Below are 26,091 nucleotides of genomic sequence, written 5' to 3'. Positions count from 1 at the left end.
ACCTTTTATCAAGTAGTTTCCGCCAATCTGACCCTCAGCACCGCTACACCTACGATCTGACCGGCACCCCGGTAAGCGCAGTGAATATCTTCTCCGCCATGATGCCCGCACCAGTGGCGTCAGGATGAACGCCATCGGGAAATAACGCGGCTTTATCTGCAAATGCACTGTAGAGATCGATGACCGGCAGATGCTTCCTCCGTGCAACTTCCTTGATTTTCGGAATGACTTCTTCCGTCAAAATTTTGTCCGTGTCGTAATCCTTGCCGCGGTCGCGGAAAAGTGGGACCGGCAGGCAGAGATAAATCCGCGGTTTGGTTTTGGGCTTCTGCAACCTGTCGATGATTTCCAGGTAATCAGAAATAAATTCCTCTTTGTGCGACGGCCAGCTTTTGGCATTGGTGTCGTTGGTGCCAAGTTCGATCACAACCACATCGGGTTCAAATGCAAGCGCATCCTGAAAAGATTTCTGACCAAGATACGGACGTGTGCTGGTCTTGAGTGCGGTTGCGCTGTTGACGCCAAAATTCCTCACTTCCCATTTATTGCCAAGCTTAACTCCCAAATGCGCCGGATAGCTGTCATGCTCACGGTCTTTTATTCCATGTCCGTAGGTGATGCTGTCACCGATGCACGCGACCCGAATGCGACCGGAATAATCCGCTTCGCGAATGGGCTGGATGTTTCGCGAGGTGACGCACGAGGCAAGAATTGCCATTAAGATGGCGCACGAAGTAAGAGCTACAATTTTTCTTATCGATGTGAATTTGTTCATGCCGCAAGCGAGAGTATACAAGCCGCAGCCAAATTTAAACACTCGCCACAAAGTAAATGGCTCACCTAAATCCAGGTAACTGCCAGCCAGCTACGATAACTTCGTGGAAAATTTAAATCGGGAAGTAAATCAAACCTCCGTTCTCTCCGTTTCACTCCTGTTAATTTTGGTCCACCCTCATTCCTCAGTGCTGACAAACCCACCCCCTCCCGCTAAACTCACCCGATGAAACGCCATTCGTTCGCGCAACCCCGAAAGCTTTTGTTCACCCTGCTTGTCGCCCTCAGCCTCTCCGCCCTCTGCCCCCTCCACGCCGCCGATCAAACCGCCACGCCCGAACACTCCGGCAACCCCATTTTCCCCGGCTGGTATGCCGATCCTGAGGCCAAAATATTCGGCAAGGAATTCTGGATCTACCCCACCTACTCCGCCAAATACGACGAACAGGTATTTCTCGATGCCTTCTCCTCGCCCGACCTCGTGCATTGGACCAAACACACCCGCGTCCTCGATACCAACAGCGTCACCTGGGCGCGTCGCGCCATGTGGGCACCCGCCGTCGCTGAAAACAACGGACGCTACTTCCTCTTCTTCGGCGCGAACGACATCCAGAACGACCACCAACTCGGCGGCATCGGCATCGCCGTGGCCGATCAACCCGCCGGCCCCTTCAATGACTATCTCGGCAAACCGCTGATTGGCCAGTTCCACAACGGCGCGCAACCCATCGATCAATTCGTCTTCAAAGATCAGGACGGCCAATACTACCTCATCTACGGCGGCTGGCGTCATTGCAACATCTGCCGCCTCAAAAATGACTTTCGCGGCCTCGAACCCTTTGCCGACGGCACCACCTACAAGGAAATCACACCCGAAGGTTACGTCGAAGGCTCCGTCATGTTCCGCCGCGGCGCGAAGTATTATTTCATGTGGTCCGAAGGCGGCTGGACCGGGCCGAATTATTCCGTCGCCTACGCCATGGCCGATTCCCCGCTCGGCCCCTTCAAGCGCATCGGCAAAATCCTCCAGCAAGATCCCAAAGTCGCCACCGGCGCCGGCCATCATTCCGTCATCCAACTCCCCGGCAAGGACGAGTGGTACATCGTCTACCACCGCCGCCCCTTGGGCGAAACCGACGGCAACCACCGCGTCACCTGCATCGACCACATGGAATTCGACACCCAAGACCACATCAAACCCGTAAAAATCACCTTCGAAGCCGTCCCCCCCGCCAAGCCCTAACCACCATACGTTTAGGCCCAACGGGCCCGGTTTATTTTAGCCCAGACCGAAGCCGCAGGCGCAGGTCTGGGAACACGTTCCCCAAAAAGAATCCGCTTCGGCCCACGATGCAAACTCTTCAACCCTCGCCATCCGAAGCGGAACAGGACAGCGCCATCCCCAACCTTGCGCATGGGAGAAGCCCGGGATGAGTGAAGATACCTCCAAACACAATGCGCCATCGGGAACACCACGCCCCACAAGACCTTAATCATTGGTCATTCCTTGGAGGCCTTGAGCATTGGCCATTGATCATTCCCTTCCCCATCCGCGTTCATCTGCGTTCGTCCGCGGTTAAATTCCGTTTGTGCTTTTTGTGCCTCTTCGTGGCCATTCCCCATTTCTACGGCCCAAGCAGCACCCGATAAAACCTCCGGCCATAATTTGTATTATTCGGCTCCACAAACAAGAACGGCATGATCGGCGGATTCGTATTCACAATCGGAACCCAATCAAGCAGGTTCGTCGAACCCAGCACCGTGTAATCCGGCCCCAAATCCCCGGAAATCGAAAACCGAATCATCCCATGATCAGAACTCAACCCACCCAGGTTCGGCCTGACAGGTTGAACCACCGACACCCAAAAACTCTGCGTCGCCCCCGTACTCGGCGAACCACTATCACTCACCTTGATCGCGAATTGATTACTCGTATTCGCCTGCGCCATCGTCGGACGCCACGTCAGCACCCCATTCGTCCCATTCAAATTCGCACCCGCAGGCGAACTCAACAGGCTGAACGCAAACGTCTCCGGCGGAATAGCCGCATCCACCGCACTGTTCGTCAACCTGAGCGTCGCACCCGCCACCATGCTGAAATTCGGAATCGGTGCCAGCACCGGCGCACGCGTGGCCAGCGAGGAAATCTGACTACTGCTGAGCACATAATTGTAAATCCGGACATCATCGACCGTGCCAGCCAGGAATCCCGTGGCAGTTCCAGTTTGGATACCGCCGATGCGAAGTGCCGGAGGACCAACTCGCGGACCAACCGACCCAGTGCCGGTCGATTCCAGGCCACCATCCACGTAAACCGCCATCTGGCCGGTCGTGGAATTTCTTGTCGCCAGCAAATGATGCCACACACCGTCATTGACCGCCGTGCTCGAAAGAATCGTCACATCAGGATTCCCATTGGAACCGCCCACACCCAGCGCGAATTGATTACCCACGAGCGTGGTGCCAAAGTCTGCGGATCCACCGCTCACCTCGCCATCCACCAATCCTTTGCCCGCCCACCATTGACCTGTTCCGCCCGTATCCGTGGTCTTCAACCAAAGCGAAATGGTAAAATCATCGATGGCCGAAACCGGAATCTGCACATACCCCGTGCTCCCATCCAATTGAACCGCCTGCGCGCCAACCTTGCCGGGCACAAACGTGACCCCGCCATTCAAAACCCCATCGTTCCCCTGTCCGCTGCTGTCCTGTGCATTCCCCTCAAACTTATAGTAAGCGGCCAGCATTCCCCTCACCGTCACCGTAAAACTCCCCGTCGTCGCCACCGTTCCATCATTCACCACAATGGAGATAATTGCCGAACCCGTTTGGTTGGCTGCGGGAGTGACGGTGATGGTGCGATTATTCCCGCTCCCTTGAATGACAATGTGATTACTCGGAATCAACGATGGATTCGACGAACTCGCGCTCACCATCAACTGGTCAGGCGACATCGCCCCATCGCTCACCGTGAAACCAATCGGCCCCGTCGAACTATTCGCATCCATCAACACATCCGCAATCGCAGAAATCTGCGGCGACGGCAACGTCGTTATCCACTCCGCCAGCGCAGTAACCGCCGATGAATCAATCGTATTCCGCGCCAGCGGCGGCATCTGGTAAGTGCCCAGGCTGTTCACCCGCAAATACATCACCGACTTCGTGAGATCCTGCGGCACCACCACCTTCGCCCCGGCAATTCCTAACGTATCACCCACAACACCATTAATAATATTCTGATTCGTCAGCGGAATATCAAACCGCGCATCCCAAAACGCCGGTGCCCCACCCGGCCGATGACACTGCGAGCAGTTCGCATCCAAATACGACCGCACCCTCAATTCCAACGACGCCGACGTATCACTGACCTTCACCAGTTTCGAATACCCGCTGATATTCGCTTCAACGATATTCGTATCAAACATCTCCGCATGATTCCACGCACGCAATTGATTGTCCGTCACGCCTGAAACCGGGTAACTGAGATTGCCGTTCAATTGCCTCGTCTTCACCCCCAAAACATAACCCGCCGCCGCCGTGTGACACCGCAAACAATCCAACGGCCCCGGATAATACCACGTCTGCGTGCGCGTGCCCGAAGCCGTGTTGATAACAATATTTTCACTGATCCCATTCGTGACTATGTCCGCGTCCGAATAATCCGTCCGCCACTTATACGTCACTCCATACACCACTCCATTCGTATCCCGCACCAGCAACCGCGTCTCAAGCCGTCTCAAAACATTCGGATTCGTATCATCCACCGGCAGATCAAAATGCTTCACCAACACCGTCCCATTGGGAAACGCCCACTCACCCGTCGGCGCAAAATGAACAAAACTATTTGTCGGCAAACCAATCCAGCGCTGCTTCGCCGCCCCATCCGACCAAAGCGGCGAATTCACCGTATAAGGAACCAAACCATCACTCACCGCCAGCGTGCTCAAATCCTTGAACGCCCCGGTTGCCGAGAGCGTCGCCGGTATCGGGCGATTGACGGGAGGCGGTCCGGATCGTGCCAGCTTGAAAATATGACCTCCCACACTGCTCATCTGACAAAGATACAACTCGTTATTCTTATCCAAGCCAAACGAGGACAATCCGGTATAATCACTCCCCGAATTCGGCCCCGCCCCCGTCGGCATCGTGCAAAGCAGAATCTTGCCTGCGGGCGTTGTCGATTCATCCAACGCCCAAATCTTTTTTTGCACGTTGTCGCCAAAAATATATTTCCCGCCCAAATCCGCTGCAAACTGACTCCCGCGATAGACATAACCACCAATGATCGCCTGGCCTTCGCTGTGGCTGTAGTTGAGGATCGGACGCCTGTTCACACCGATGTACGGCGGCGTCAAATCTCCATTCAACCCTTCAATGACACTCCATTGAAAATTCAATCCCGGCGGATCATTGGGCTCAATCACATCCAACTCCTCCCACGAAGCATTGCCCACATCGCCAATAAAAATCCTTCCCGTCACCGGATCACATGTCATCCGATGCGGACTCCGCAGCCCGATGGCGTAAAATTCCTCCAGCGCATTGGGCACACCCACAAATGGATTGTCGTTGGGAATATAATAATTCGCCGTGACTCCGTTCACAGGCTGCCGCGGAATCGGATGGCTGATCGCGCCTCCGCGCATATCCACGTCCAGTCGCCACACGCCGGAGAAAAGGCCTCGATCAATAATCTGAGTGTTCGACGTATTCTCATCATCCCCGTCCGTGACATAGAGAAAACCATTCGTCGGATGAAAGAACATTCCACTCCCGTTATGCCACACGCAATCCCCAGCCTGATCTACCAACACCAGTTCCGAACCGGGAATCGCCACCCCATTCGCATCCAACGTAAATCGCGAAAGCCGGTCATGGTACGCCCCCGTCACAAATGTCGGCGGCCTCACCGTTGGACTCCCCACCACTGTTCCCGGTGTCACCCACGTGTAATAAACGAAGACAAAATGGTTCGTCACAAATCCCGGATGAAACACCAGGTTCAAAAGTCCCGAGTCATCCCACCCCTGGCATTGATTGCTCAAGTCCAACACCAGCGTCTTGGAACTCGCACCCGGATCGTTGGTGAATGAATAGACCCGCCCCTCCCGTTCCCATACCACCAATTTATCCGTACCCGGAACCGAAGCCAAACCAAGCGCATTCGTAAAAGTAAGGTTCGTAAAAGCCACGACTGCCGACCAGTTTCCGGAAATGACCGGCGCTGTTTCCGGCATTTGATTGTTTAGAAAAGGCCCGAACGCCGGACGCAGACCAAGACCGTAAGCACTCGCCGTAAAACTGATCTTCGAATTTGCCGCAATCATGTTTGGTGTCGAGGCCAGGTCGCGCACCCCATTTACCGTGACCGTATAGCCTGTGTTCGGCGCAAGCGACGAAACCAGCAGCAGCACACTCTGCGAATCGAACATCAAAACCGACGAAACCGTCGCGCTCGGACTAATCGCATAATTCAACCGATTCGTCGCCGATGTCGGCTCAACCGGTTCCGAATAGCGGATAATGATATTCGTCAACGAACCATTTTTTGCTGAAACGAGCGTCGGCGGCGTTGTATCTCCGATGATCGTCAGGACTGCCGGAGCACTGGTGATCGCGCCGGAACTGTTGGAGAGAACGCAGCTATAGCTTTGTCCGTTGAGTGTCACGCTCGCGTTACTGACGGTATAAACCGATTGACTGGCCTGAGCCGTGTTAAGGTTCACCCCATTGACCCGCCATCGATACGTCATCTCCGACTGGTTGGTCGTCAGCACCGAAAAGGCTGCGCTCCCATGTTCCGTCACGGTTAAATTCGTTGGTTGCACATAAATTCCTGGCGTATTGCTCAACCCGGTATATGGAATCAACCTCGTCCCACCGAGCGGTTCCTCGATGCTCCCATCGGGCAACTGCCATCGCACCGAGAGATTGTCCCCTCCGCCTCCCTGCACCATCAAGGCCTCGAGGTAATAACGCTTCCCGCCTTCCAGATAAATGGCTCCCGACTTCTGGTTTGCCTCTTTCGTCCACTCCCGGGCATCTGTCCACGCATTGACCCAGGCCACTCCCACGCAGTTGCCTGGACTCTCATTGCTGCTCAACGAAAGTTTCGATGCGTCATCGCTGGCAATCCAAAAGGTGTAAACCCCATTGTTTGGTGGCACAACAAACGCGCGCAACCGCTGCCCGTAATTGTTCATCCCGGTGCCCGCCTCAGTTTCAAAGTTGGTATAAATCTTTGTATAGACCGTGGCTGGATTGCTTGGCCAATTCGGGTTCACGGCCGTATTGGTCAGCATGTCCAGTGTAGCACCTCCACCTGAGTTCAAGTTCGTCCACAACTCCCGGTACACGCCGAATGTCGGCGGCGGCAGGACCACACCAGCTTCGTAAAACTGGACTTCGGCCACATTGCCAAAACCACCGTCCGGCGAAAGATAACGCACATAGCGGAAAGCGTTGGTCACGCTTATTGATTGCGTCGTCAACGTGCCGGTCACTGGCTGCGCGGTGATCGTGTACAAATCCACCGCGCCACTAAAGTCCGCCGCGTTGGCTCCCTGGAATTTGCCACCCACCATTCTCGCTTCATTGCTGCTGCGAGGGCAATACCGCACTTGCGAAATAACCTTGCTGACGTTCGTGCCCAGATCCAGTCCCACCCAATCCCCATTGCCGGTGGGCGCATCAAAGAACGTGGTCAGACTGCCGTCCATCGCCTTTTCCTTGGTGTTGCCGCTATTGTTCCAGGAACCGCTGGTGCCAATGATGGTCCCGGTCAAAAGGTTATCGGCCAGTGTGGATCGGATTTCGGCGCAGAAGATCAATGCGAGCGCGATGGTGAAAAGATTTCCCAGGCGGCAAACGGAACGGGGGCGAAGGTACCGACGATCCCGGCAACCAGCAGGCTGCGCGGGGGAACTTATTGCTGATTTACGCACGTTAACTTTCTTTTAAGTGAGCACTATGTTGAACACGCAATCTTCACCGGCCAACTCAAACAGCCGGAGGCTCCACGCCCCCGGCCGCTTGATTAAAGCCAACACTTCGGCCCAACTACTTCACGATCACCCGGTAAAACTTTTGCGCTCCGGCGGGCGAGGTCGTGTAAGGAGAGGTGGCGTTATTGGTCGTCCATGGTCCGGCCACACTGGTGGCCTGCAGGAGCGTCCCTTGTGCCCAGGTCAGGACCACGTTTGCCCCGGAGGACTGGATGTTCAAGGTCACCGAAGGCGGACCACCAGCGCTATAAAGACCTTTGATTTGTGCCGGCGTCATGGCGTAGTTGAATACCGCCACTTCATCGATCAGGCCAGTGAAATCACGGGCGCCGCTGTTGTCATTATTCAGGTCATCAGTCCCTATCCGCCAATTATTACCAAACACGTCACTGGTATGTGCCAATACATTGGTGGCAGATTGCACACCATCCGGATTGATCATGTACAACGTGGCCTGCGTCGGTTCAACAACCAGGGCCACAAAGGACCACTGGTTCAATGGCGGCACCAATCCAGATCTGAAACCCCAGGTGGCCCCGCTGTCGTTGTTCCAGGTATAACCAAGTTGACCGCCGGTATACCCAAACCCGCCGCCTATGCCGCTATTGCGGTTTACCAGGAGCCCTGCAAAGACATCGAAGGTTCCCGTCGGCTGAATCCACATGGTCATCGTTACGGTATTCGTGCTTAGACTTCCAAATGGAGCCGTCACGTGCGAACTGACGGTATTCGCAGAGACAGCTATGCCAGTGTTATTGGTCTCAAAGGTGAAGATCGGCGGCACCGGACCCAGGATGCCATTGAAACCATTCAGTGCGCCAACTCCGTATACTCCGTTGTGCCCGCCCCAATAATCGTGGCCGACCACGGTGCCTGAAGATGGATCGTTGGTTTCGTTCAACCGATAGTAAGCGAGCGGATTGGCAGCAATCACGGCTGCTTCGTAACCACCTGCTGCCGGAGTAATGACTCCCAATGTGACCACGCTGCTGGTGATGCTGCCGACACTGTTTGTGATCACCACATCGTACGAGGCAATGTTCGCAGCCGACACATTTGTTATGGTCAGGGTCCCGGTCAAAGAGCCGGAGAGATTGCCGCTGTCAGCCAACGGCACTCCGTTTTTGCGCCAATGATATTGGAGCGAAGTACCAACCGCATTCACGCTGAATGTGGCGGTCCGGCCGGCATACAAGGTTAGCGATCCAGTCTGCGAGGAGATCCCAGGCGGCAGATCACCACCAGTAAACGCAGCGCCGAACAGGTCGGAGAGTTCACCTACTGACAGGGCACGGTCAAACACCGCCACTTCGTCAATGATGCCAGTGAAGAAATTGCCGTTGACACCGGGAGTATCCAGGATGCCGCCACCACCGATACGGAATGAATCAGCCGAACTGCCATAATTCGTGGTAGTGCCACTGGTGGAGGCTTGCACCACCTGGAATCCGCCGCCACCATTCGTGGAGAGCAGAATGACGCTGACGTTCGTGCCACTCCCCACACCAGCGATCAGATACCATACACCCGGTATCACATTGGTCTGGGACAGGAAGGCCGCTCCGCCCGGTGTCCACATGCCAAGAATGCCCTGGCCTGTCGGACTGTCTGGGTCTTGACCATGAAAACCGAATTCGACCACATCATTCTGCCCAAACAGACCAACGCGCAGTCCAATGGGTCCCGCGGTGTTGAACCACCCAACGACCGAGAATTGGGAGCGGTTGTTCAGCAGGCCGACGGCACTGCTGTCGGTGGCCGCGCTTAAGCCGTCATACTGTGCTGCGGTGTTGCCAGCTTCGAAACCTTTATAATCAGGCGGCAGCGGCCCGGATACGCCGAGGGTGACATTTTCGTTGGTGGCGATGATGCCGCCCCAATAATCGTAGGAGTAAGGGCTGCCATTGGCTTCATTTAAGCGCCAATAGGAGATGGGGTTCGCGGTCCGCAGTTTGGCTTCATAAGCGGTGGGTGCGCTGTTGGAAGCCACGACCGTCAAGGTGACCACGCTGCTGTTGAGTGAACCAGCGATGTTACCCACCACAAGGTCGTAACTCGCGCTATCGTTGGCGATGGTGATATTGCTGATGGTCAGGGACGGCGTGGTCGCGCCGGAAATATTGCCACCGTTGGACAAGTTCACGCCGTTCTTCCGCCAGTGAAAAGAGAGCGGTGCATCACCCGAAGCAGTGACATTGAACTTGGCAGTTCGCCCCTCAAATAGCGCCAACGACTGCGGTTGAATTGGGATCACCGGCGCAATGGCCGCGAGGCCCAGTCCCTTTTTGTAGAGATTATAGATTTCAGTCTGCGGCAGCGTGCGGTTGAAGACCGCCATTTCATCAATCATACCGGTAAAAGAACGGCCTTGCGGCGTGGCGGCAGAACTGGGATCACATCCAATGTAGGTGAGGCCGCTGAACGCTTGATTGGTATGGTTGATGGCATTGGTTACCGAGAGTTGACCATTGGTGTTGTAAAGGTAGAGGACGGCATTCGTCGGACTGACCGTCAGCGCCACAAATGACCAGGCGTTCGTCAAGGGCACCAGGCCGGACGCAAAGTTATAGGTGGCTGCGCTGTTGCTGTTCCAGGTATATCCCAAGTTGTTGTTATTGCCATAGCCGAGACCGGCGACGTCGTTGCCGTTCCGGCAGAACAGCAGCGCCGTTGCACCTCCCTGAGCGGCTGTCGGATAAATCCATCCGCACATCGTCACTGCATTCGTATTGAGATTCAGCGCTGGAGCTGTGACCCACGTGCGCATCGCCGTGCTGGCGGACTGCAGAGCCGTGTTTCCATTTTCAAATCCGGGAAAATCCGTCGGTTGCGGACCGGTGACTCCGTTGTATCCATTCAAAGCAGCATTCCCGTAAATGCCAGTGAAACCGCCCGCAATGTCATAGGCCGGAGCGTAATTTGTGGAGGGATCATTGGCCTCATTGAACCTCCAATAGGCGTAGGGATTGTTGGTGGCAATCTTTTCGGCGTAACTGCCCGCGGTCGGATTCACAATTGTCAACGCTGACACACTGCTCGTGGCGACGCCACCGGGGTTGGTGACCACCAGCGTGTAACCGGCAACATCGGCGGCCGTAACATTGGAAATGGTCAGGGTTGCAGTGTTGGCGCCGGAAATGTTGCCGACGTTGGCGAGATTGACGCCATTCTTCTTCCATTGATAACTAAACGGCAGGCGACCGGCTACCACCCCGCGAAGCTGCACCGTTCCATGGGCGAGGGTCGGCGCGTCGGGCAGCGGAGCAATGGTCGCAGGCCCAGCCGTGGCGCGGGGAATGATTTGAATGGCATTGATGACGCTACGGGTGTTGAACTCTTCGTCCCGCAACATGAAAGTGTCATTCGTTAGACTCGTGAAAACGGCATAGTTCCCCGGGAAATTTCCAAATTGAGCGCCCCCGCCGCTCTGAACAAACAGCGGAACCTGGGCGTACGCACCAGTGGTGGTGAAGTTGGCCCGGTCGCAGATAAACACATGGCTTACCTGGTCGCCTCCGTAGGTCAAGGCCGTGGGCGAACCACTGGCATCGATGGTCCAATATTCCCCTGTGCGTGCATTCCCGGAGTCGTCACCGTCGGCATAAATAACCAGATCGTAAGCCGTCACACCCTGCGCCGCCATCCAGGCGCTCAAACCGGTAAAGTAGACCAATGGCCAGTTGCGGTTGTTGTTGGCAGCGGTGTTGAACATGTTGGCCTGCATGGTGGTGTTGGCCCCGGCGTTGGAATCCAGGTAGCCATTCATCAGGTTGGCATCGGGCCCTCCCTGGGTGCCCGGGTTTCCCCCACCGGACTGGCTCCACATATTGGCGGAGACCCAACTGACAACCACTCCACTCGGCACTCCCGAACTGTCCAGGACATTGATGTTCGTTCCCACGAAGCCGAGGTTGTTCCAATTAGCCTGAGTGAAACCAGGCGCCCCGGCCGTGTCGGTCGGAGCCAATGAGTTCGCAGTAGCGTTGGCAACGCCGGCGACATCACCACCGGGACCACGCACGAAATTCATTCCGATTGGAGATCCTAAAGCCGCACCCGCAAGCGACATGGCAGCGACGGCGCTGAGGAACATCCTGCCGCCAATGGATTTCAGACCATTGGGCGGAAGGGTAAAGTTGTTTTTAGAGTTCATACGAGATTATGCTGAGACTTGGTTTGATTTACTCGGGCTTCCAATGGCTTTCAGTAAAAGGCAACACGTCGACTCCTGGATTACCCGACGCAAAAACGGTAAGGCATCGCGCCGTGACATTTTTAAGGGAACGTAAGTTGTATAAGTCAGTTCGCGAAGATAAAGCAAGACTAAAATGTACAGTAAATTGGAAGCCTCGTGTCTGACTTATTAGAGGCAAAGGGAGCGGGACTTAAGTAGTCGGCAAAAAATTCGGTCACAAATCATGCACTTCGAGCGACGAAAACCGTGAGAATAAAGGGTTTCTTTGACTCGGCGATTCCGGAAATGTGATCGAACATCTTGCCACCTACTTAGTATTTCCCAAGTCCAGGGTTTAGATGAACGCCTTCAAACTAGTTACTCGCTAAGTCCGGACATCCAAAATGGCGAATTACCTATCCAGTGCATCAATCACAGACCAAAACCTGATCTTCAAAAGCGGAACAAACCATTCCGCGTGTCTCCTCAGTATTGTCTATACAAGTGAACGATTGCATGGACTGTGTGCCGATTCGTCTGATCCTCCCCACCAAGAGATCTCACGATAGCAATCGCGCGATCACTGCCAAATACGAACCGCCTGCGGGAACACCACGCCTCACAAGACCTTGAAAAATTGATCATTCTTTGAGCATTGAACATTTGCCATCGGTCATTTCCATTCCCCATCCGCGTTCATTCGCGTCCATCTGCGGTTTAACTAAATTTTCCATTGCCTGTCCTCCATTTTCCCTCTTCCCTATCCCCATGTTCCGCCCCACTCCGCGCCCGTTCCACCTGCAACACCTGATCTGTCTAATCCTGCTCCTCGCTTCCTCCGCGCTCGCCGCATCCCTCGACGACGCCATCAAGGACACCCGCACCCAAATCCGCGAAAGAATCGCTCCCAAAGTCCCCGGCCTCTCCATCGCGATCGGTCGCGACGGCAAAATCCTCTGGTCCGAAGGCTTTGGCTATGCCGACCTTGAAACCAAAAAGCCGGTCACACCCCAAACCCTCTTTCGCATTGGCAGCATCTCCAAACCGCTCACCGCTGCCGGACTCATGCTCCTCGTCGAACACGGCCAGCTCGACCTTGACACCGACATCCATCAATATGTCCACGACTTTCCCGACAAAGGCCAATGCATCACCACCCGTCAGCTGGCCGGACACCTCGCCGGCATCTCCCGCGGCAGTCAGGGAAAAGAGCTCTTCATCAACCAACACTTCGCCACCGTCCGCGACGGCGTCAAACTCTTCGAGGACGATCCCCTCCTCTCCAAACCCGGCGAAAAATTTTCCTACTCCAGCCACGGCTGGAGTCTAATCAGTTGGATCATGGAATCCGCCGCTAAAAAGGATTTCCTTACCTACATGGAAAAGGCCGTTTTCACTCCCCTCGAAATGACAAACACCATGCCCGACTACGCCAACCGCGACATCCCCCAACGCACTCAATTCTACGACACCAACAGCGACGGCGGCTTCAAACTCTCGCCCACTATCGACAACAGTTACAAATGGGCTGCCGGTGGATTCCTTTCCACCCCCGAAGACCTCGTCCGCTTCGGCTCCATGCACCTCCACCCCGGATTCTTCAAAGCCCAAACACTCGACACCATGTTCACCTCTCAAAAAACCACCGATGGCAAACCGACCGGCTACGGCATCGGCTGGTATCTTATGAAAGACAAACAAGGCCATCCCATCTTCATGCACACTGGCGGCTCCATTGGCGGCACCTCCGTGTTGCTACTATTTCCCGACACCCACCTCGTCCTCGCCCTCACCGCCAACTGCACCTCCACCCCCTTCGACAAAACCAACCTCGCCACTCTCGCCACCCTCACCGCAACCTTCGCCACTGTTCCCGTGCCATGATGACACCGCCTGACAAAGACATAGGCCGGATCCAACAGCACACCAACGACGTCTGGGTGGTCGTCGCCTTAGTGCATACCCACTCAACACCCTTGGAGACAGTATCAATATGGTTCTCCGTGACAGTGGCGAGGTTATTTCCTATGTTCCCCCGCATGCGCAGCATCGGCAAATAAATGGATGAAACAGACGTGGCCAACCTGTGCAGTGCAGCAACATTCCTGACAGTGCTCCTGATGCTCCTCACTGGCTGCAACAAACGCCAGATCACGCAGATCGCGGATGTCACGAAGCCGACGACCTTGCCCCCCGCACCGGGACAAGGCACGGGTGATTGGGCTGAATACTAATCATCTTGCCTTGCCGCGTGCCATCCCCGAAAGTGGGGAGGCAATTCAGTATCGACCCCGGGAGGGTTGTTCGTCAGAATAGTTATTTCCCAAATGCCTTATTGATCAAAAATCAACGGCTGGAATCTTGTGGCAATGAAATCTAATCTGGTGCTTTTAACGGGGCTGATGTTCGGAATCTGTTTTTCTGCCCCCGCTCAAACCCGGCTAAAAATCTCCGCTATCAAGCCGGGAACGGAACGTGTGCAGTTAATCTCCAACGGCGACTTTCAGTTCCAGGGCCCGCTGGTGAACACGAATTATCCCTCGCCAATCGGCTGGAGTCGGAGCGGCGATATTTTTGCCACCGCCGGATCAAACACTGTGCCCGTCAACGGCAACGTCGTGGCCAAGGCACAGGTGGATGGCGGCGCTCCTGTCAGCGGCTACAATCAGTTGGTCACCCTGGAACCCGCCACGGCCTACGTCTTCAGCGCGTATTTATGGAATCTGGGCAACGCAGCCAACCATGTAAATACCGTCATTGACTTCAACGACGCGCCCAGTGAACCGCAGGTCATTCTCTCCTACTCCGATTCCGAGGCGGACAAGGGTTACTTCGTTTACAACAGCTTCAACACGTCGACCACCGGCACAAACATTGTGGTACGCGCATTTTACGACGGCCTGGTCGGCACAGGAACCGCGCCGGGATATTTCCCCGTCGCTGCACAATGGGATAACCTCGCCATTACCAGAGCCACAGATTTCATCGCGCCCCAGGCCAGCAACTCCACCGCCACGCTCCGTCCCCTCGTTACCATTACCAGCCCCACCAATGGTGCGTTGCTTTATTTCAACAATCAAAATCCCACCCTCACCATTACTGCCAGCGCCACGGATTTGGACGGCACGATCACCAATGTTCAATTCTTCGTCGGCCCCACCAAAATCGGCGAGCGCAGCAGCAACCCTTGGAGTGTCACGTGGAGCAATCCTGTTTCCGGCACTTGTGTACTGACCGTTCTTGCCACCGACAACTCCGGCGCAACCACGCTCTCTGCTCCCGTTTCCGTTTCCTCTTCAGTTTCCACGTCTGCCTCATTCTCGTTGAGCATTAGCCCGGCAGGCACCAACGTGTTGCTCTCCTGGCCGTCCAATGCCGCGCCCATGATCGTCCAGGCCTCTTCCAACCTTTCCACGCCTATCCTTTGGCGGAACGTGACCAATGCCACCGTGGTCACCAATAATCCGAACACATGGATCCTGCCGGCAAACAACACCCGGCAATTCTTCCAACTCGTTTCTGAAGTGGACCCCACCACCATGTACCACAAACTGCTCATGGGTTATCAAGGCTGGTTCGCCTGTCCCAACGATGGCTCGGCCCCCAATCGCTGGGTCCATTGGTTTCGCAACAACAACCCCGCCGCGACCAATGCCACCTTCGACCTGTGGCCCGATACTTCCGAACTGGACCCGGACGAGCTCTTCGCCACGAGCCTGACCTATTCCAACGGTTCGCCCGCAAAACTTTATTCCGCCTTCAATCAGAAAACCGTGATGCGGCATTTCAAATGGATGCAGGACAATCATCTCGACGGTGTTTTTCTCCAACGTTTCACCGGGGAACTTTCCGATCCCGCGTTCTTTGCCTTGCGCAATCAGGTGACGGCCAATGTCCGCGCCGGCGCTGAAGCCCACGGACGCGTCTTTGCCATCATGTATGACATTTCGGGGCAGCCCACCAATACGCTCGTCAGCCAGTTGACTAATGACTGGACTTATCTGGTCAATAACCTGCATATCACCGACAGCCCGTTTTATCTCAAGCACAACGGCAAGCCCGTAATCGCCATTTGGGGATTCGGTTTTTCCGGTCGTGACGACACGCCGCAACAGGGCCAGCAAGCCATCAACTTTTTCAAATCCGCTGGCTGCACGGTCATGGGCGGATTGCCCACCTATTGGCGAACGCTCAACAATGATACTCAGACCAATGCCGCGTGGTCGCCCGTGTTTCGCTCCTTCGACATCATCAGCCCATGGTCCGTCGGACGTTATGGCGACAACTCGGGCGCGGACAATTTTCGCCTGAACCAAATTGTGCCCGATCTGGCCGCTGCCACCAGTGCTGGCCGCGAATACATGCCCGTGATTTTCCCCGGCTTCTCCTGGACCAATTTAAACAGTGGCCCTTTCAACCAGATTCCGCGCAACGGCGGCACGTTCTACTGGCGGCAGGCTTACAACGCCGTTCGCTCCGGCTGCACGATGATCTACGGTGCGATGTTTGACGAAGTGGACGAAGGCACCGCCATGTTCAAAATCGCACCAACTCCCGCCCAGTTGCCTGCTCAGGGCACCTTCGTGCCGTTGAACATTGACGGAACCAATCTCCCCAGCGATTGGTATCTCAAGCTGGCCAACGAAGCCGGCAAAATGTTGCGCGGCGAAACCCCAATCCAAAGCACCATGCCGATCAGCCCGCAGTAAGGGCATCAATCCCGCCCCCACCCTCAATCACGGCACATTGGCCGCACCGGGAGTAGGCGTGCTTGAAAACTGCCAATCCACACTATCATTATGCAGGTCGCCGCCATTGGGTAAACGAGCCAGTGAGCCGGCCACGGTATTGGAATCCGCGACCGAAGCGGATAAAGCTGTTCCATCCACAAAGTTGTAAGTTCCGGGCGCACCATCGATCAACGCCGCAGTCATCCCGCCCTCATACGCCAGCGAATCCAAAACCGTGTGCGATATCACATGAAAGAGAGCGATGCCATCCGGCGCACCATTCTGGATATTATCCTGAACGCCGGCAAACCGGATCACTGCCGCTCCCGCAGCCACGGTCACGGCATTGTCCGCCACCACCAGATACTGTCCCGGTGTTAACGCTCCGGTAAGCTTGACCCGTCGATACTCGAGATTATTCGCGCCATTAATGAAAACCAACGCCAGCCCGGTCATCGAAATCGTGTTGGTGGAACCATTGTAGATCTCCACAAACTCGCCGGTATCAGTTCCCACCGAGTCGTAATCAACTTCATTGATCAGCAAGCCATTAAACTGCGAAAGATAAACCTGCAGGTTGGTATGGCCGCTGCCGCTACAATCCGCCAGCGCATCCGTCGGATCCAGCGGATTAAGGCACGGCGCATGCATGAGCTCATACGCATCATCAATCAGATCGCCATCCATATCCATTGGATCGGTGAGCGGCACCTCCAGGACTCGATAAAATGCCATCTCATTTGACAGCATCAAATTGACATTCGTATCAACCAGTTGCCCTGTCACCCCCACGCCCAACGCCATGCTCACCGGGGTATCAATGTTAGTCAGCGTGGTCCCGCGATAGAGAATGTAATACGAATTCGTATTTGCCTCGTGTTCCATCCGGAAATGTCCTCCTCCGGCAAAATCTGTGGAGGTAATTTGAAACGCTTGTCCCGCACAGAGACCCAGCCCAAGACACACTGCAACCCCTCGCAACCACTTCTGGAATCCCGTCCCCAAAAAGTTATTTCCCATAAATGATAAAATTATGTAGTTGTTGAAGAAGCTTAAAGCGTGCCTTCGTCAGAATTGCAAGGTCACCGGTTACTTAAACCAAATCCCAGACTCTCCGGACAGAGCCATATCCTATACCGAATGCCAAAAGAAATTTCCGGATGGCAGGAGGGATTTTGGTTTGAGGCAAGGCGGAGGTCGCAGGCGCTATCCGTAGATAGCGACCAGACCGACAACGCCGCCTCAAATCAAAAGCACCCTGTACCAATGACTAACGAAGTTCCTCCTCCCCAAGGCCATGGCTTTTTCAGTCTCCACCTTCATCAGGCTTATCGCCTCCTGCCATCCAGTTCTTTTCCCCATTCCGGAAATTAATTTTGGCATTCGGTATAATATGCCCGGCGTTGGTTCCGCCTCGGATCTGGTTCGTTTTATTTCAGGTATGACCCGCCGCTCATTTGACGCGAGCTTGTGCAAATGCCTTTGTATCACACCAGGCATCGTCCTTGACTGGAAGCGCAGCCGTTTTCATTGCCACTCCCATTTCGATGCCATCCTTTTTTAAATCTTCATCCGAAGCGATCTCCGCCACCGTTCCCGGTGGATGCTGATACCAGCCCGGATCAGCATAGCTCGCAATTCCTTCACGCACTTTGAGCATGGTAAAGAGACCTCCCATCGTGATGTAATCAAATGGTCCATCCGCCCCGACCATCGGGATGCTGTTCTTCGGCGTTTTCATCCCCATCTCTCCCATGTCACCCATCCCTTCAGTTCCCATGGTCATATAACCCGGCAACAGTCGGCCAATCTTTTTGCCCAAACCCTCAGTGTTGATCCCGATCAAATTTGGGAAACGATGCCCCATTTGATTCATCGTATGATGCGTCATGTGACAATGCAGCGCCCAATCGCCCGGCGCATTCGCCACGAAGTCCAACGTCCGCGTCGTCCCCACCGGCACCAGCGTCGTGGTATCCGGCCGTTGTGCGGACTCCGGAGTCTGCCCACCGTCCGTTCCCGTCACTTTGAATTGATACCCGTGCAGATGAATCGGATGATGACTCATTGCCCCCGTGTTGCCCAACCGGATGCGAACACGATCCCCCAATTTCGCCACCAATGGTTCGGTCCCCGGAAATGCTTTGGCGTTGAAGGTGAAAATATTGAAGTCGGTCATCTCATTCGGATTGGGGCGCGACGTTCCCACATCGATGCGCCATTCACTCGTCAGCAGGGCAAAATCCCGATCTGGCCGCGGTCCCTGGGGATGACGCGGATGAATGATAAACAGCCCCATCATCCCCATCGCAATCTGCGTCATCTCGTCATGGTGCGGATGATACATATGCGTTCCATGCTGCCGCAGCGTGAACTCGTATTTGAAAGTCTCCCCCGGTTGAATCCCTTTCTGCGTCAATCCCGAAACGCCATCCATCCCATTGGGCAGCAAAATCCCATGCCAATGAATCGATGTCGGTGCCGGCAGTTTGTTCGTCACGTAAAACCGCACCCGATCCCCTTCCACTGCTTCAATCGTCGGCCCATGGATGCGCCCGTTGTAACCCCAACCCTCAATCACCAACCCCGGCGCAATCTCATGTCTCACCGGCTCTGCGATCAAGTGATATACCTTCACGCCATCCACCAACTTCCACGGCAGGCTCACATTGTTGGGCGTAATCACCGGCGTATAGTCCCTGCCCGGTTCGCCGGGCGGCAACGACTCCTGACTTACACTTTCTCCTTGCGGCGCTCTCTCAGCATGAGGTGCATTGGTCGCGGTCGCGTCTAATTTCGATATCACCGCCGAGCTGGCGGTAATCGCCGCCGCTCCAACCACAAATTTTCTTCGCGTAATCATAAAACAAATTTAATGATGATGGTTATGTTCCGTTTCCGTCGAATTGGCCTTCTCCTTCTGATTCGTAAGCGGCGCGTCGTTTTTGAAATTCAATTTTCCTCCCACCGCCCGCGCCAACTCAACTCTGGCAATCCAATAATCCCGCCACGCCTCCACGTATTCGCGTTCCGCCTGAATCTCCTGCTCCTTCGCTGTCAGCAATTCAAAAGTTCCTTCCTGCATCGCGTTGTATTGCACCAGGGTTTCACTCACGATGCGCATCCGTTGTGGCAGCAGTGTTTGGCCGTAATACCGCGCCAGATCCCGGTTCATGATCAGTAAATCCCTGGCTTCCCGCACTTCCGAGCGAATGTTTACCGCCATCGCTTCCAACTCCCTTTGCGCCTTGTGATACTCCGCCTGCAGCTTCGCCACCGCACCCTGGCCCTGATCGAAGATCGGCAACTCCAGGTCGAGCGTCGGCCCGGTAATGCGCGTGCCATCCGGATCGCGCTCGGTATCCACACCGAGATTAATGGCGGAAGGAACAAACCGCGTCTTGCTCCGCAGCGACAATGCGTAACCGGTATTATCCACCCGCCGCTTCAACGCGGCCAAATCCATTCGCTGTTGAACGGCTGCCTTTTCAAGATGTTCCAAGGCAATTTCCTGTTCGGGAATCTCCGGCAGCTGATCCGCGATCTTCCAGCCAAGATCCTTTCCCCACAAACCCATGAGCCGGTTCAGTCGTTCACGCTGCTGGCGGATGGAGCGGGTCGTCTGGGAGATTTGCACCCGTGATTGCGCATACATGGCCTGCTGCTGATCCAGATTCAGATCGGTGATATTTCCCGCCTCATGCTGGCGCTTGGAAAGCTCCGCAGCGGCTTCATTCACTTCGCTAATCGCCCTAAACCGCTTGAGCAATTGTTCGCTCGCTTCCAGTTCGTAAAACGCCGTCTCCACCTCCGCCGCCAGCTTCAGCACAGCATCCGAGACTCTCAACTCCGTTTGCTCGAGATTGCGCGCTGCCACTTTCCTGCGTAAAGGCAGTACAATTAGTTCCAATACATCCCCCGCCAGCGAGTACTCGGCATCCACTCCCGCATGCGGTCGATCTGGAAATCGCCAACTCGCCGCAAATTGCGGATTCTTCAATAGCCCGGCTTGAATTAGCTCGGCTTGTGAAATCCCAACCTCCTCAAACTCGGCCTGCAAACTGCGATTATTCAGCACCGCGATCCGCACCGCCGATTCAGCCGTCAATTCCTGCTGCAACAAGGGTGCGATTAATTTCTCAATCTCCTCGCGATCTTTTTCCTGTCGAATCCAGCGGACTTCCGCGCCCGTTCTGTCGGACAGGGAACGTTCACTTTCTTGCAGCGCCTGATTCGGATGGGTTGCGCAACCGGTGAACGCTGCCGCGCCGAGTAATGAGAGTGATAGTAATGTTCTCATTTCGCTGAGCCCTTCCCATGCACATGCTGATGTTCGTCCGGCATCGTATCCTTTCCTACCGGCATTGAATTCGTTTGTTCCTCGCCCGTCAGTATTGGCATTGCGGCAGGCATTACCGATTCCGCGGCATTCGGGTCCGCCGGATGATTTGCGGGTAGCGGCGTCGTATGAAAAGCGCAACTGGCAAGCAGTCCGGCAGCGCCCAACAAGGAGATTATTTGAACTGATTTCATTTTCTGAGTACTCCAAAAGTTACATGATATTCCGCTATGCCCTCATGAGCGCAATTACGTAAGCGCAAGCAGCATTCCATCCGATGGTGAGAGTTCGCCCTGAACAGGTACCAAAGAAAAACCTAAGCCATCAAACAGGCAGTTGATTAGCTACGGAAAGGGGGAGCAAGACTGAAAGTGGCCGCACCCAGATACACCTCAGGCGTGGCTGGCCGGTCGGTCGGCAGCCCTTGGCGAAATGGAGAAATCAGTGTCTGGGTCAGGACTGCTTCCTGAACCGGTTCGCTGGTGATTGGAACGTGGAGGGGACGCAGTTCCGGTTTAAACTGCAAGTGAGCGGTCACCGTGGTCAATGCTGACTTCTTGATCAGGCAGGAACTGTTGCCGGACTCCTGCTTGCCGCCTTCATGTTGGCAGCATGGACGTTTGCCTGGAGACTTTGTCGTGAGAAAACCGAGTGAACAATGCGCCGAGCAAACACCCATCGCCACCAACCAGCCAACCAGGCACGCCGCCGCGAGAATGCGGAGACTGGGGCGAAGCTGCTTTTGTCCGTTCAGTGTCATTGGCAATCCGTATTCAAAGAATGCTCGAACCTGCAATTCTGTCAAACAGTTCCGCTCTACGAAACTTTCAAGCTGGTTGCTCGCAGTCGCAACGCATTCGTGATAACTGATACCGAGCTAAAACTCATTGCCGCACTCGCAATGATCGGACTCAACACAATACCGAAGGCTGGATACAACACACCTGCGGCAATGGGAACTCCCAGCGCATTGTAAATAAACGCAAAGAAAAGATTCTGTCGAATGTTGCGCATCACGGCCCGGCTGAGGTGAATCGCTTTGACCACGCCACGCAAATCGCCTTTGACGAGCGTGATCCCGGCGCTCTCGATTGCGACGTCCGTGCCCGTTCCCATGGCGATGCCCACGTTGGCGGCGGCCAGGGCCGGAGCATCGTTGATGCCGTCACCCGCCATGGCCACAACATGTGATTGGCTCCGCAGTCGGCGCACCTCTTCCTGTTTCTGACGGGGCTCTACTTGGGCGCGCACTTCATCGATCTTCAATTTCGCCGCCACCGCCCCGGCCGTCTGTTCGTTGTCCCCCGTCAGCATCACCACTTTCAGTCCCATTCGGTGCAGTTCCGCAATGGCTGCTGGAGTGCTTTCCTTTATCGGATCGGCCACGGCAAGCGCTCCAATGGCTTCTCCATCTCGCGCGACGAACACGACCGTTTGTCCTTCGTTCTGCAACGTTCTCCCCTGCTCAAGCAATGATTCCAGTCCACGCACACCTTTCCCGGTGAGCAGTTCAGGTTTTCCAATCAACACGCTTCGCCCTTGAATCCGGCCCGTTACTCCGCCGCCGGTAATGGAATCGAATGTTTCGGGTTGCTCCAAGGACTGGCGATGCTCTTTTGCCGCCTGAACGATGGCTGCTGCCAACGGATGTTCACTCTGTTGTTCCAATGATGCTGCGAGTTTTAAGACTTCCTGCTCGTCAATCCCGGGCCGGGTAATGATCCGCGTCAACTTTGGCTTTCCTTCAGTGAGCGTGCCGGTTTTGTCCACTACGATGGTGTCCACCTTCTCTAAAACCTCCAAGGCTTCAGCGTTTTTTACCAGCACGCCCTCGTGAGCGCCACGGCCTACGCCGACCATGATCGACATAGGAGTCGCGAGACCAAGCGCACAAGGGCAGGCAATAATCAGCACTGCCACCGCCGCCACCAGGGCATGAGCCAGCTTCGGCTGCGGCCCCAGCCACATCCACAAGCCAAACGCAACGACTGAAATCACCACCACAATGGGAACGAAATAGCTGGAGACTGTGTCAGCCAGTCGTTGTATTGGCGCGCGGGTGCGCTGGGCATCCGCCACCATCTGCACTATTTGTGAGAGCATCGTTTCTTTGCCCACCTTCTCCGCTCGCATCAAAAACGAACCGGTCTGGTTGAGGGTTGCCCCTGTCACCTCATCTCCCGCAGCTTTCCCGACTGGCATTGACTCACCGGTGATCATTGATTCATCCACGTTGCTCTGGCCTTCGACGACGGTTCCATCCACCGGCACCTTTTCGCCCGGACGCACGCGCAGGAGATCGCCATGCTTAACCTCAGCAACCGGGATTTCGGTTTCCTCGCCATCCCGCACCACTCTGGCGGTCTTCGCTGCCTGTTTTAAAAGGGCTTTGATCGCCTGTCCGGTGCGGCTGCGCGCCTTGGCTTCCAACATCTGTCCCAGTAACACGAGTACAGTGATTATGGCTGCGGCTTCAAAATAGAGAGGAACACCACCACCATGCCGATAGGAATGTGGAAAAATACCGGGAAACAATAATCCCACCACGCTAAACAGGTAGGCCGTGCCAACTCCCATGCCAATCAGGGTAAACATGTTCAAATTCCACGTAACTACGGAGTGCCATCCTCGCTGCAGCAAGAGCCAACCGGCCCAAAGTACGACCGGGGTCGTCAGGACGAATTGAAGCCATTGGTTTACTTTTAGAGGAATCCACTGGTTGATCGGCAACCCAATCATATCTCCCATCGCCAGGATGAGGACCGGAAAACCAAGCAACAATCCAATCCAGAACCGGCGTGACATATCTCTGGCTTCGGCACTTACTTCCTCAGCCTCACTGACAATCTCCTTCGGCTCCAAAGCCATCCCGCATTTGGGGCAATTCCCGGGATGCTCCTCCTGCACTTCCGGGTGCATGGGGCAGGTGTAAATCGTTTTGGAAGCCGTGATGGCCGAAGCGACCGGTTCCATTGCCATGCCGCATTTCGGACAATTTCCCGGCTTGTCCGATTCCACGCCTGGGCACATGGGGCAATAATATTTTGCCGTGGCTGAAGGTGTCACTGCCTTTGCATCATGATCGCCATGGCAACAATCACCTGATGTTTCCTGCGAAACCTCCGCCTTGCCACCACAGCAACCGCGTGACACTGGTGGAGCTGTTCGCCCCAGAAACGCCTGTCGGCAGTGAGTGCTGCAAAAATAGAAAGTCTTGCCCTCACGCTCGACCTTGAGATTCGTCTGCGTATCCACCGCCATTCCACAAATGGGATCGATGGCTGTGCTCATTTTAAGAACCTTGAAAGGGTGGTCTGGACTTCTGCCAAAAGCTGCGCCTGGTTCATCGGCCTGGCGCATTTATGCTCACTGAGGCTGCCGTGGCCCAGCACACATGATTCGATATGGTTGGTAAGTAACTCGACGCCCAAGGCATCCAGCGCGGAGCGAATCGCCGCTATCTGCGTGAGGATATCCACACAATAGCGATCTTCTCGACCATCCGCTGGACCGCCCCGATTTGCCCCGCAACACGGTTAATCCTGGACTTAACTTTAGCGTGCGCCTTTGCATTCATAATGTAAGATACCATATACCCCCGTAGGGTATCTGTCAATCCACTGCGCCCTTGAGCAGAGTCTTCTTTTCCTTGAGCCTGCCGAACGTTAAAAAGACGGCACAGTGAGACTGTGCCGCCATCATCAATCTTGCTTCCGGACAACCGTCCCCGCGCCTCAATGCGCATGCGCGAGTCTTTGCGACCGCGGTGCTGCTTTTTTCTCCTCGTGCTTCTGAGCGGTTCGCTTGTGCATGCCGGGATGCAGAATCACCTTGGTCCACCCCTTGTCCCGGGCGTCGAAGTGTTTATAACCGTCCGCCGCTTCGTCCAAAGCCAGTTCGTGCGAAACAATCCACGACGGCTTCGCCCGCTCCTGATGAATGAGATCGCGCAGATAACGGTTGTATGCTTTCACGTTCGCCTGGCCGGTTCCCATGTGCAATCCCTTCTCGAAGAACTTTCCAAAATCAAAGGCTATCTTTCCATGCTTTGCCAGTTCATCAGCCGCGCCCGGATCTTCCGGCATAAACACCCCCACTACGCCAATTCCGCCAGTAGGCCGCACGGATTTCACCAGGTCATTCATCGTCATGTTTGGCACCTCATGCCCCGCCGGATCATGACATTGATAACCCACACACTCGCAACCCCGATCCGCACCCTCGCCATTCGTCAATTCCATGATCTTTTCAACATGCTCTTCCTTCGAATCATCAATCGGAATTGCGCAAATCTTTTCGGCCAGCCGCAACCGGTCGGGATGACGATCCACGATCATGACCTTGCTCGCGCCCTTGATCATCGCCGAATGCGCCGCCATCAAGCCAACCGGTCCGCATCCATAAATCACCACAGATTCGCCCGGCTGCAGCCCCGCAAGTTCCGTGGCATGCCAACCGGTCGGAAAAATGTCCGACAACATGACGTAATCCGCCTCCTTGTCCCGGGCATCCTCGGGCAGCTTCAGACAATTGAAATCAGCATACGGCACCCGTAAATATTCAGCCTGACCTCCGTTATAAGGCCCCATTCCCGCATAACCATAAGCCGCGCCAGCAGTGCCAGGATTCGCCGTCAGGCAGAACCCGGTGAGTCCGCGCTCACAGTTTTTGCAATGTCCGCAGCTGATGTTGAACGGCAGGCAAACCATGTCACCCATCTTGATTTTCTCCACGGCCTTCCCCACCTCAACCACCTCCCCAAGATTTTCATGGCCAAGAACCTTGCCTACCTCGACATTCGTGCGGCCTTCATACATGTGCAGGTCAGAACCGCAGATATTCGTGCTGGTGATCTTGACCAACACATCCGTGGGCTTTTCGATTTTCGCTTCTGGGACTTCCTTGATTTGGACATCTCTCGGTCCGTTATAAACAAGCGCTTTCATTTTTTCTCCTGGTTCAGTGTTCAACTTTCATTGAGGACTGCTGGCGCACCAATTCGGTGCCGGGGGATTTGAACCGATCTGGGATTTACTGCCTTGATCAGATCGCACACACCCTGCATTTGCA

Annotated in this window: 16 protein-coding genes; 4 read left to right on the top strand and 12 right to left on the bottom strand. The window is 55.1% G+C overall.

Features of this window, described 5'->3' with window-relative positions; all coding sequences use genetic code 11:
- Nucleotides 1-49 precede the first annotated feature (49 nt).
- Nucleotides 50-775 (bottom strand): GDSL-type esterase/lipase family protein, encoded by a 726-nt coding sequence (locus tag CFLAV_RS27310; protein ID WP_050785970.1) that lies wholly within the window; start codon nucleotides 773-775, stop codon nucleotides 50-52.
- A gap of 225 nt (nucleotides 776-1,000) precedes the next feature.
- Between CFLAV_RS27310 and CFLAV_RS27305 the strand changes: the two genes are divergently transcribed.
- Nucleotides 1,001-2,017 carry a glycoside hydrolase family 43 protein gene (locus CFLAV_RS27305; RefSeq protein WP_007418137.1) on the top strand — a complete coding sequence of 339 codons (1,017 nt, stop codon included), beginning with the start codon at nucleotides 1,001-1,003 and terminating at the stop codon, nucleotides 2,015-2,017.
- 11 nt (nucleotides 2,018-2,028) lie between these two features.
- Here the strand turns inward: CFLAV_RS27305 and CFLAV_RS35255 are convergent, their stop codons facing one another.
- The 3 genes from CFLAV_RS35255 to CFLAV_RS27295 all read right to left on the bottom strand — a co-directional run bounded on the left by CFLAV_RS35255 (nucleotide 2,029) and on the right by CFLAV_RS27295 (nucleotide 11,931).
- Complete coding sequence (locus CFLAV_RS35255) at nucleotides 2,029-2,271, bottom strand: hypothetical protein (protein ID WP_007418136.1); 243 nt, start codon at nucleotides 2,269-2,271, stop codon at nucleotides 2,029-2,031.
- A 128-nt stretch (nucleotides 2,272-2,399) separates the two neighbouring features.
- Nucleotides 2,400-7,718 carry a LamG-like jellyroll fold domain-containing protein gene (locus CFLAV_RS27300; protein ID WP_007418134.1) on the bottom strand — a complete coding sequence of 1,773 codons (5,319 nt, stop codon included), beginning with the start codon at nucleotides 7,716-7,718 and terminating at the stop codon, nucleotides 2,400-2,402.
- A 115-nt stretch (nucleotides 7,719-7,833) separates the two neighbouring features.
- Entirely contained in the window at nucleotides 7,834-11,931 is a 4,098-nt protein-coding gene (locus tag CFLAV_RS27295) for a LamG-like jellyroll fold domain-containing protein (RefSeq protein ID WP_007418133.1), read from the bottom strand.
- 789 nt (nucleotides 11,932-12,720) lie between these two features.
- On the opposite strand from CFLAV_RS27295, the gene CFLAV_RS27290 reads away from it, so the two are divergent.
- From CFLAV_RS27290 to CFLAV_RS33275, 3 genes are all read left to right on the top strand, one after another.
- A complete protein-coding gene (locus CFLAV_RS27290; protein WP_007418132.1) occupies nucleotides 12,721-13,836 on the top strand; it encodes a serine hydrolase domain-containing protein in 1,116 nt (371 codons plus the stop codon).
- 176 nt (nucleotides 13,837-14,012) lie between these two features.
- On the top strand, nucleotides 14,013-14,186 hold the full coding sequence (locus CFLAV_RS35805) for a hypothetical protein (protein ID WP_007418130.1): 174 nt from the start codon (nucleotides 14,013-14,015) through the stop codon (nucleotides 14,184-14,186).
- Nucleotides 14,187-14,321: 135 nt separating this feature from the next.
- A complete protein-coding gene (locus CFLAV_RS33275) occupies nucleotides 14,322-16,661 on the top strand; it encodes an Ig-like domain-containing protein (protein WP_007418129.1) in 2,340 nt (779 codons plus the stop codon).
- 27 nt (nucleotides 16,662-16,688) lie between these two features.
- On the opposite strand, the gene CFLAV_RS27280 is transcribed toward CFLAV_RS33275, so the two are convergent.
- From CFLAV_RS27280 to CFLAV_RS27245, 8 genes are all read right to left on the bottom strand, one after another.
- Complete coding sequence (locus CFLAV_RS27280; protein WP_007418128.1) at nucleotides 16,689-17,702, bottom strand: lamin tail domain-containing protein; 1,014 nt, start codon at nucleotides 17,700-17,702, stop codon at nucleotides 16,689-16,691.
- 433 nt (nucleotides 17,703-18,135) lie between these two features.
- Complete coding sequence (locus CFLAV_RS27275) at nucleotides 18,136-19,545, bottom strand: multicopper oxidase family protein (protein WP_007418126.1); 1,410 nt, start codon at nucleotides 19,543-19,545, stop codon at nucleotides 18,136-18,138.
- A 9-nt stretch (nucleotides 19,546-19,554) separates the two neighbouring features.
- The gene (locus tag CFLAV_RS27270) at nucleotides 19,555-20,982 is read right to left on the bottom strand and encodes a TolC family protein (protein WP_007418125.1); all 1,428 of its coding nucleotides are present in this window, start codon (nucleotides 20,980-20,982) and stop codon (nucleotides 19,555-19,557) included.
- On the bottom strand, nucleotides 20,979-21,215 hold the full coding sequence (locus tag CFLAV_RS27265) for a hypothetical protein (RefSeq protein WP_007418124.1): 237 nt from the start codon (nucleotides 21,213-21,215) through the stop codon (nucleotides 20,979-20,981). Before CFLAV_RS27265 ends, CFLAV_RS27270 begins: the two co-directional genes overlap by 4 nt.
- A gap of 146 nt (nucleotides 21,216-21,361) precedes the next feature.
- Entirely contained in the window at nucleotides 21,362-21,781 is a 420-nt protein-coding gene (locus CFLAV_RS27260; RefSeq protein WP_007418123.1) for a hypothetical protein, read from the bottom strand.
- 56 nt (nucleotides 21,782-21,837) lie between these two features.
- The gene (locus tag CFLAV_RS27255; protein WP_007418122.1) at nucleotides 21,838-24,312 is read right to left on the bottom strand and encodes a heavy metal translocating P-type ATPase; all 2,475 of its coding nucleotides are present in this window, start codon (nucleotides 24,310-24,312) and stop codon (nucleotides 21,838-21,840) included.
- On the bottom strand, nucleotides 24,309-24,500 hold the full coding sequence (locus tag CFLAV_RS34415; protein ID WP_007418121.1) for a metal-sensitive transcriptional regulator: 192 nt from the start codon (nucleotides 24,498-24,500) through the stop codon (nucleotides 24,309-24,311). Before CFLAV_RS34415 ends, CFLAV_RS27255 begins: the two co-directional genes overlap by 4 nt.
- Nucleotides 24,501-24,755: 255 nt before the next feature.
- Nucleotides 24,756-25,967, bottom strand: a complete 1,212-nt coding sequence (locus CFLAV_RS27245) for a glutathione-independent formaldehyde dehydrogenase (RefSeq protein ID WP_007418119.1) — start codon at nucleotides 25,965-25,967, stop codon at nucleotides 24,756-24,758.
- Between the last annotated feature and the right edge of the window lie 124 nt (nucleotides 25,968-26,091).

The organism is Pedosphaera parvula Ellin514, from assembly GCF_000172555.1.
GTDB lineage: Bacteria > Verrucomicrobiota > Verrucomicrobiia > Limisphaerales > Pedosphaeraceae > Pedosphaera.
The sequence above is the reverse complement of the archived record's forward strand: the minus strand, read 5'-3'. Positions and strand labels throughout refer to the sequence as shown.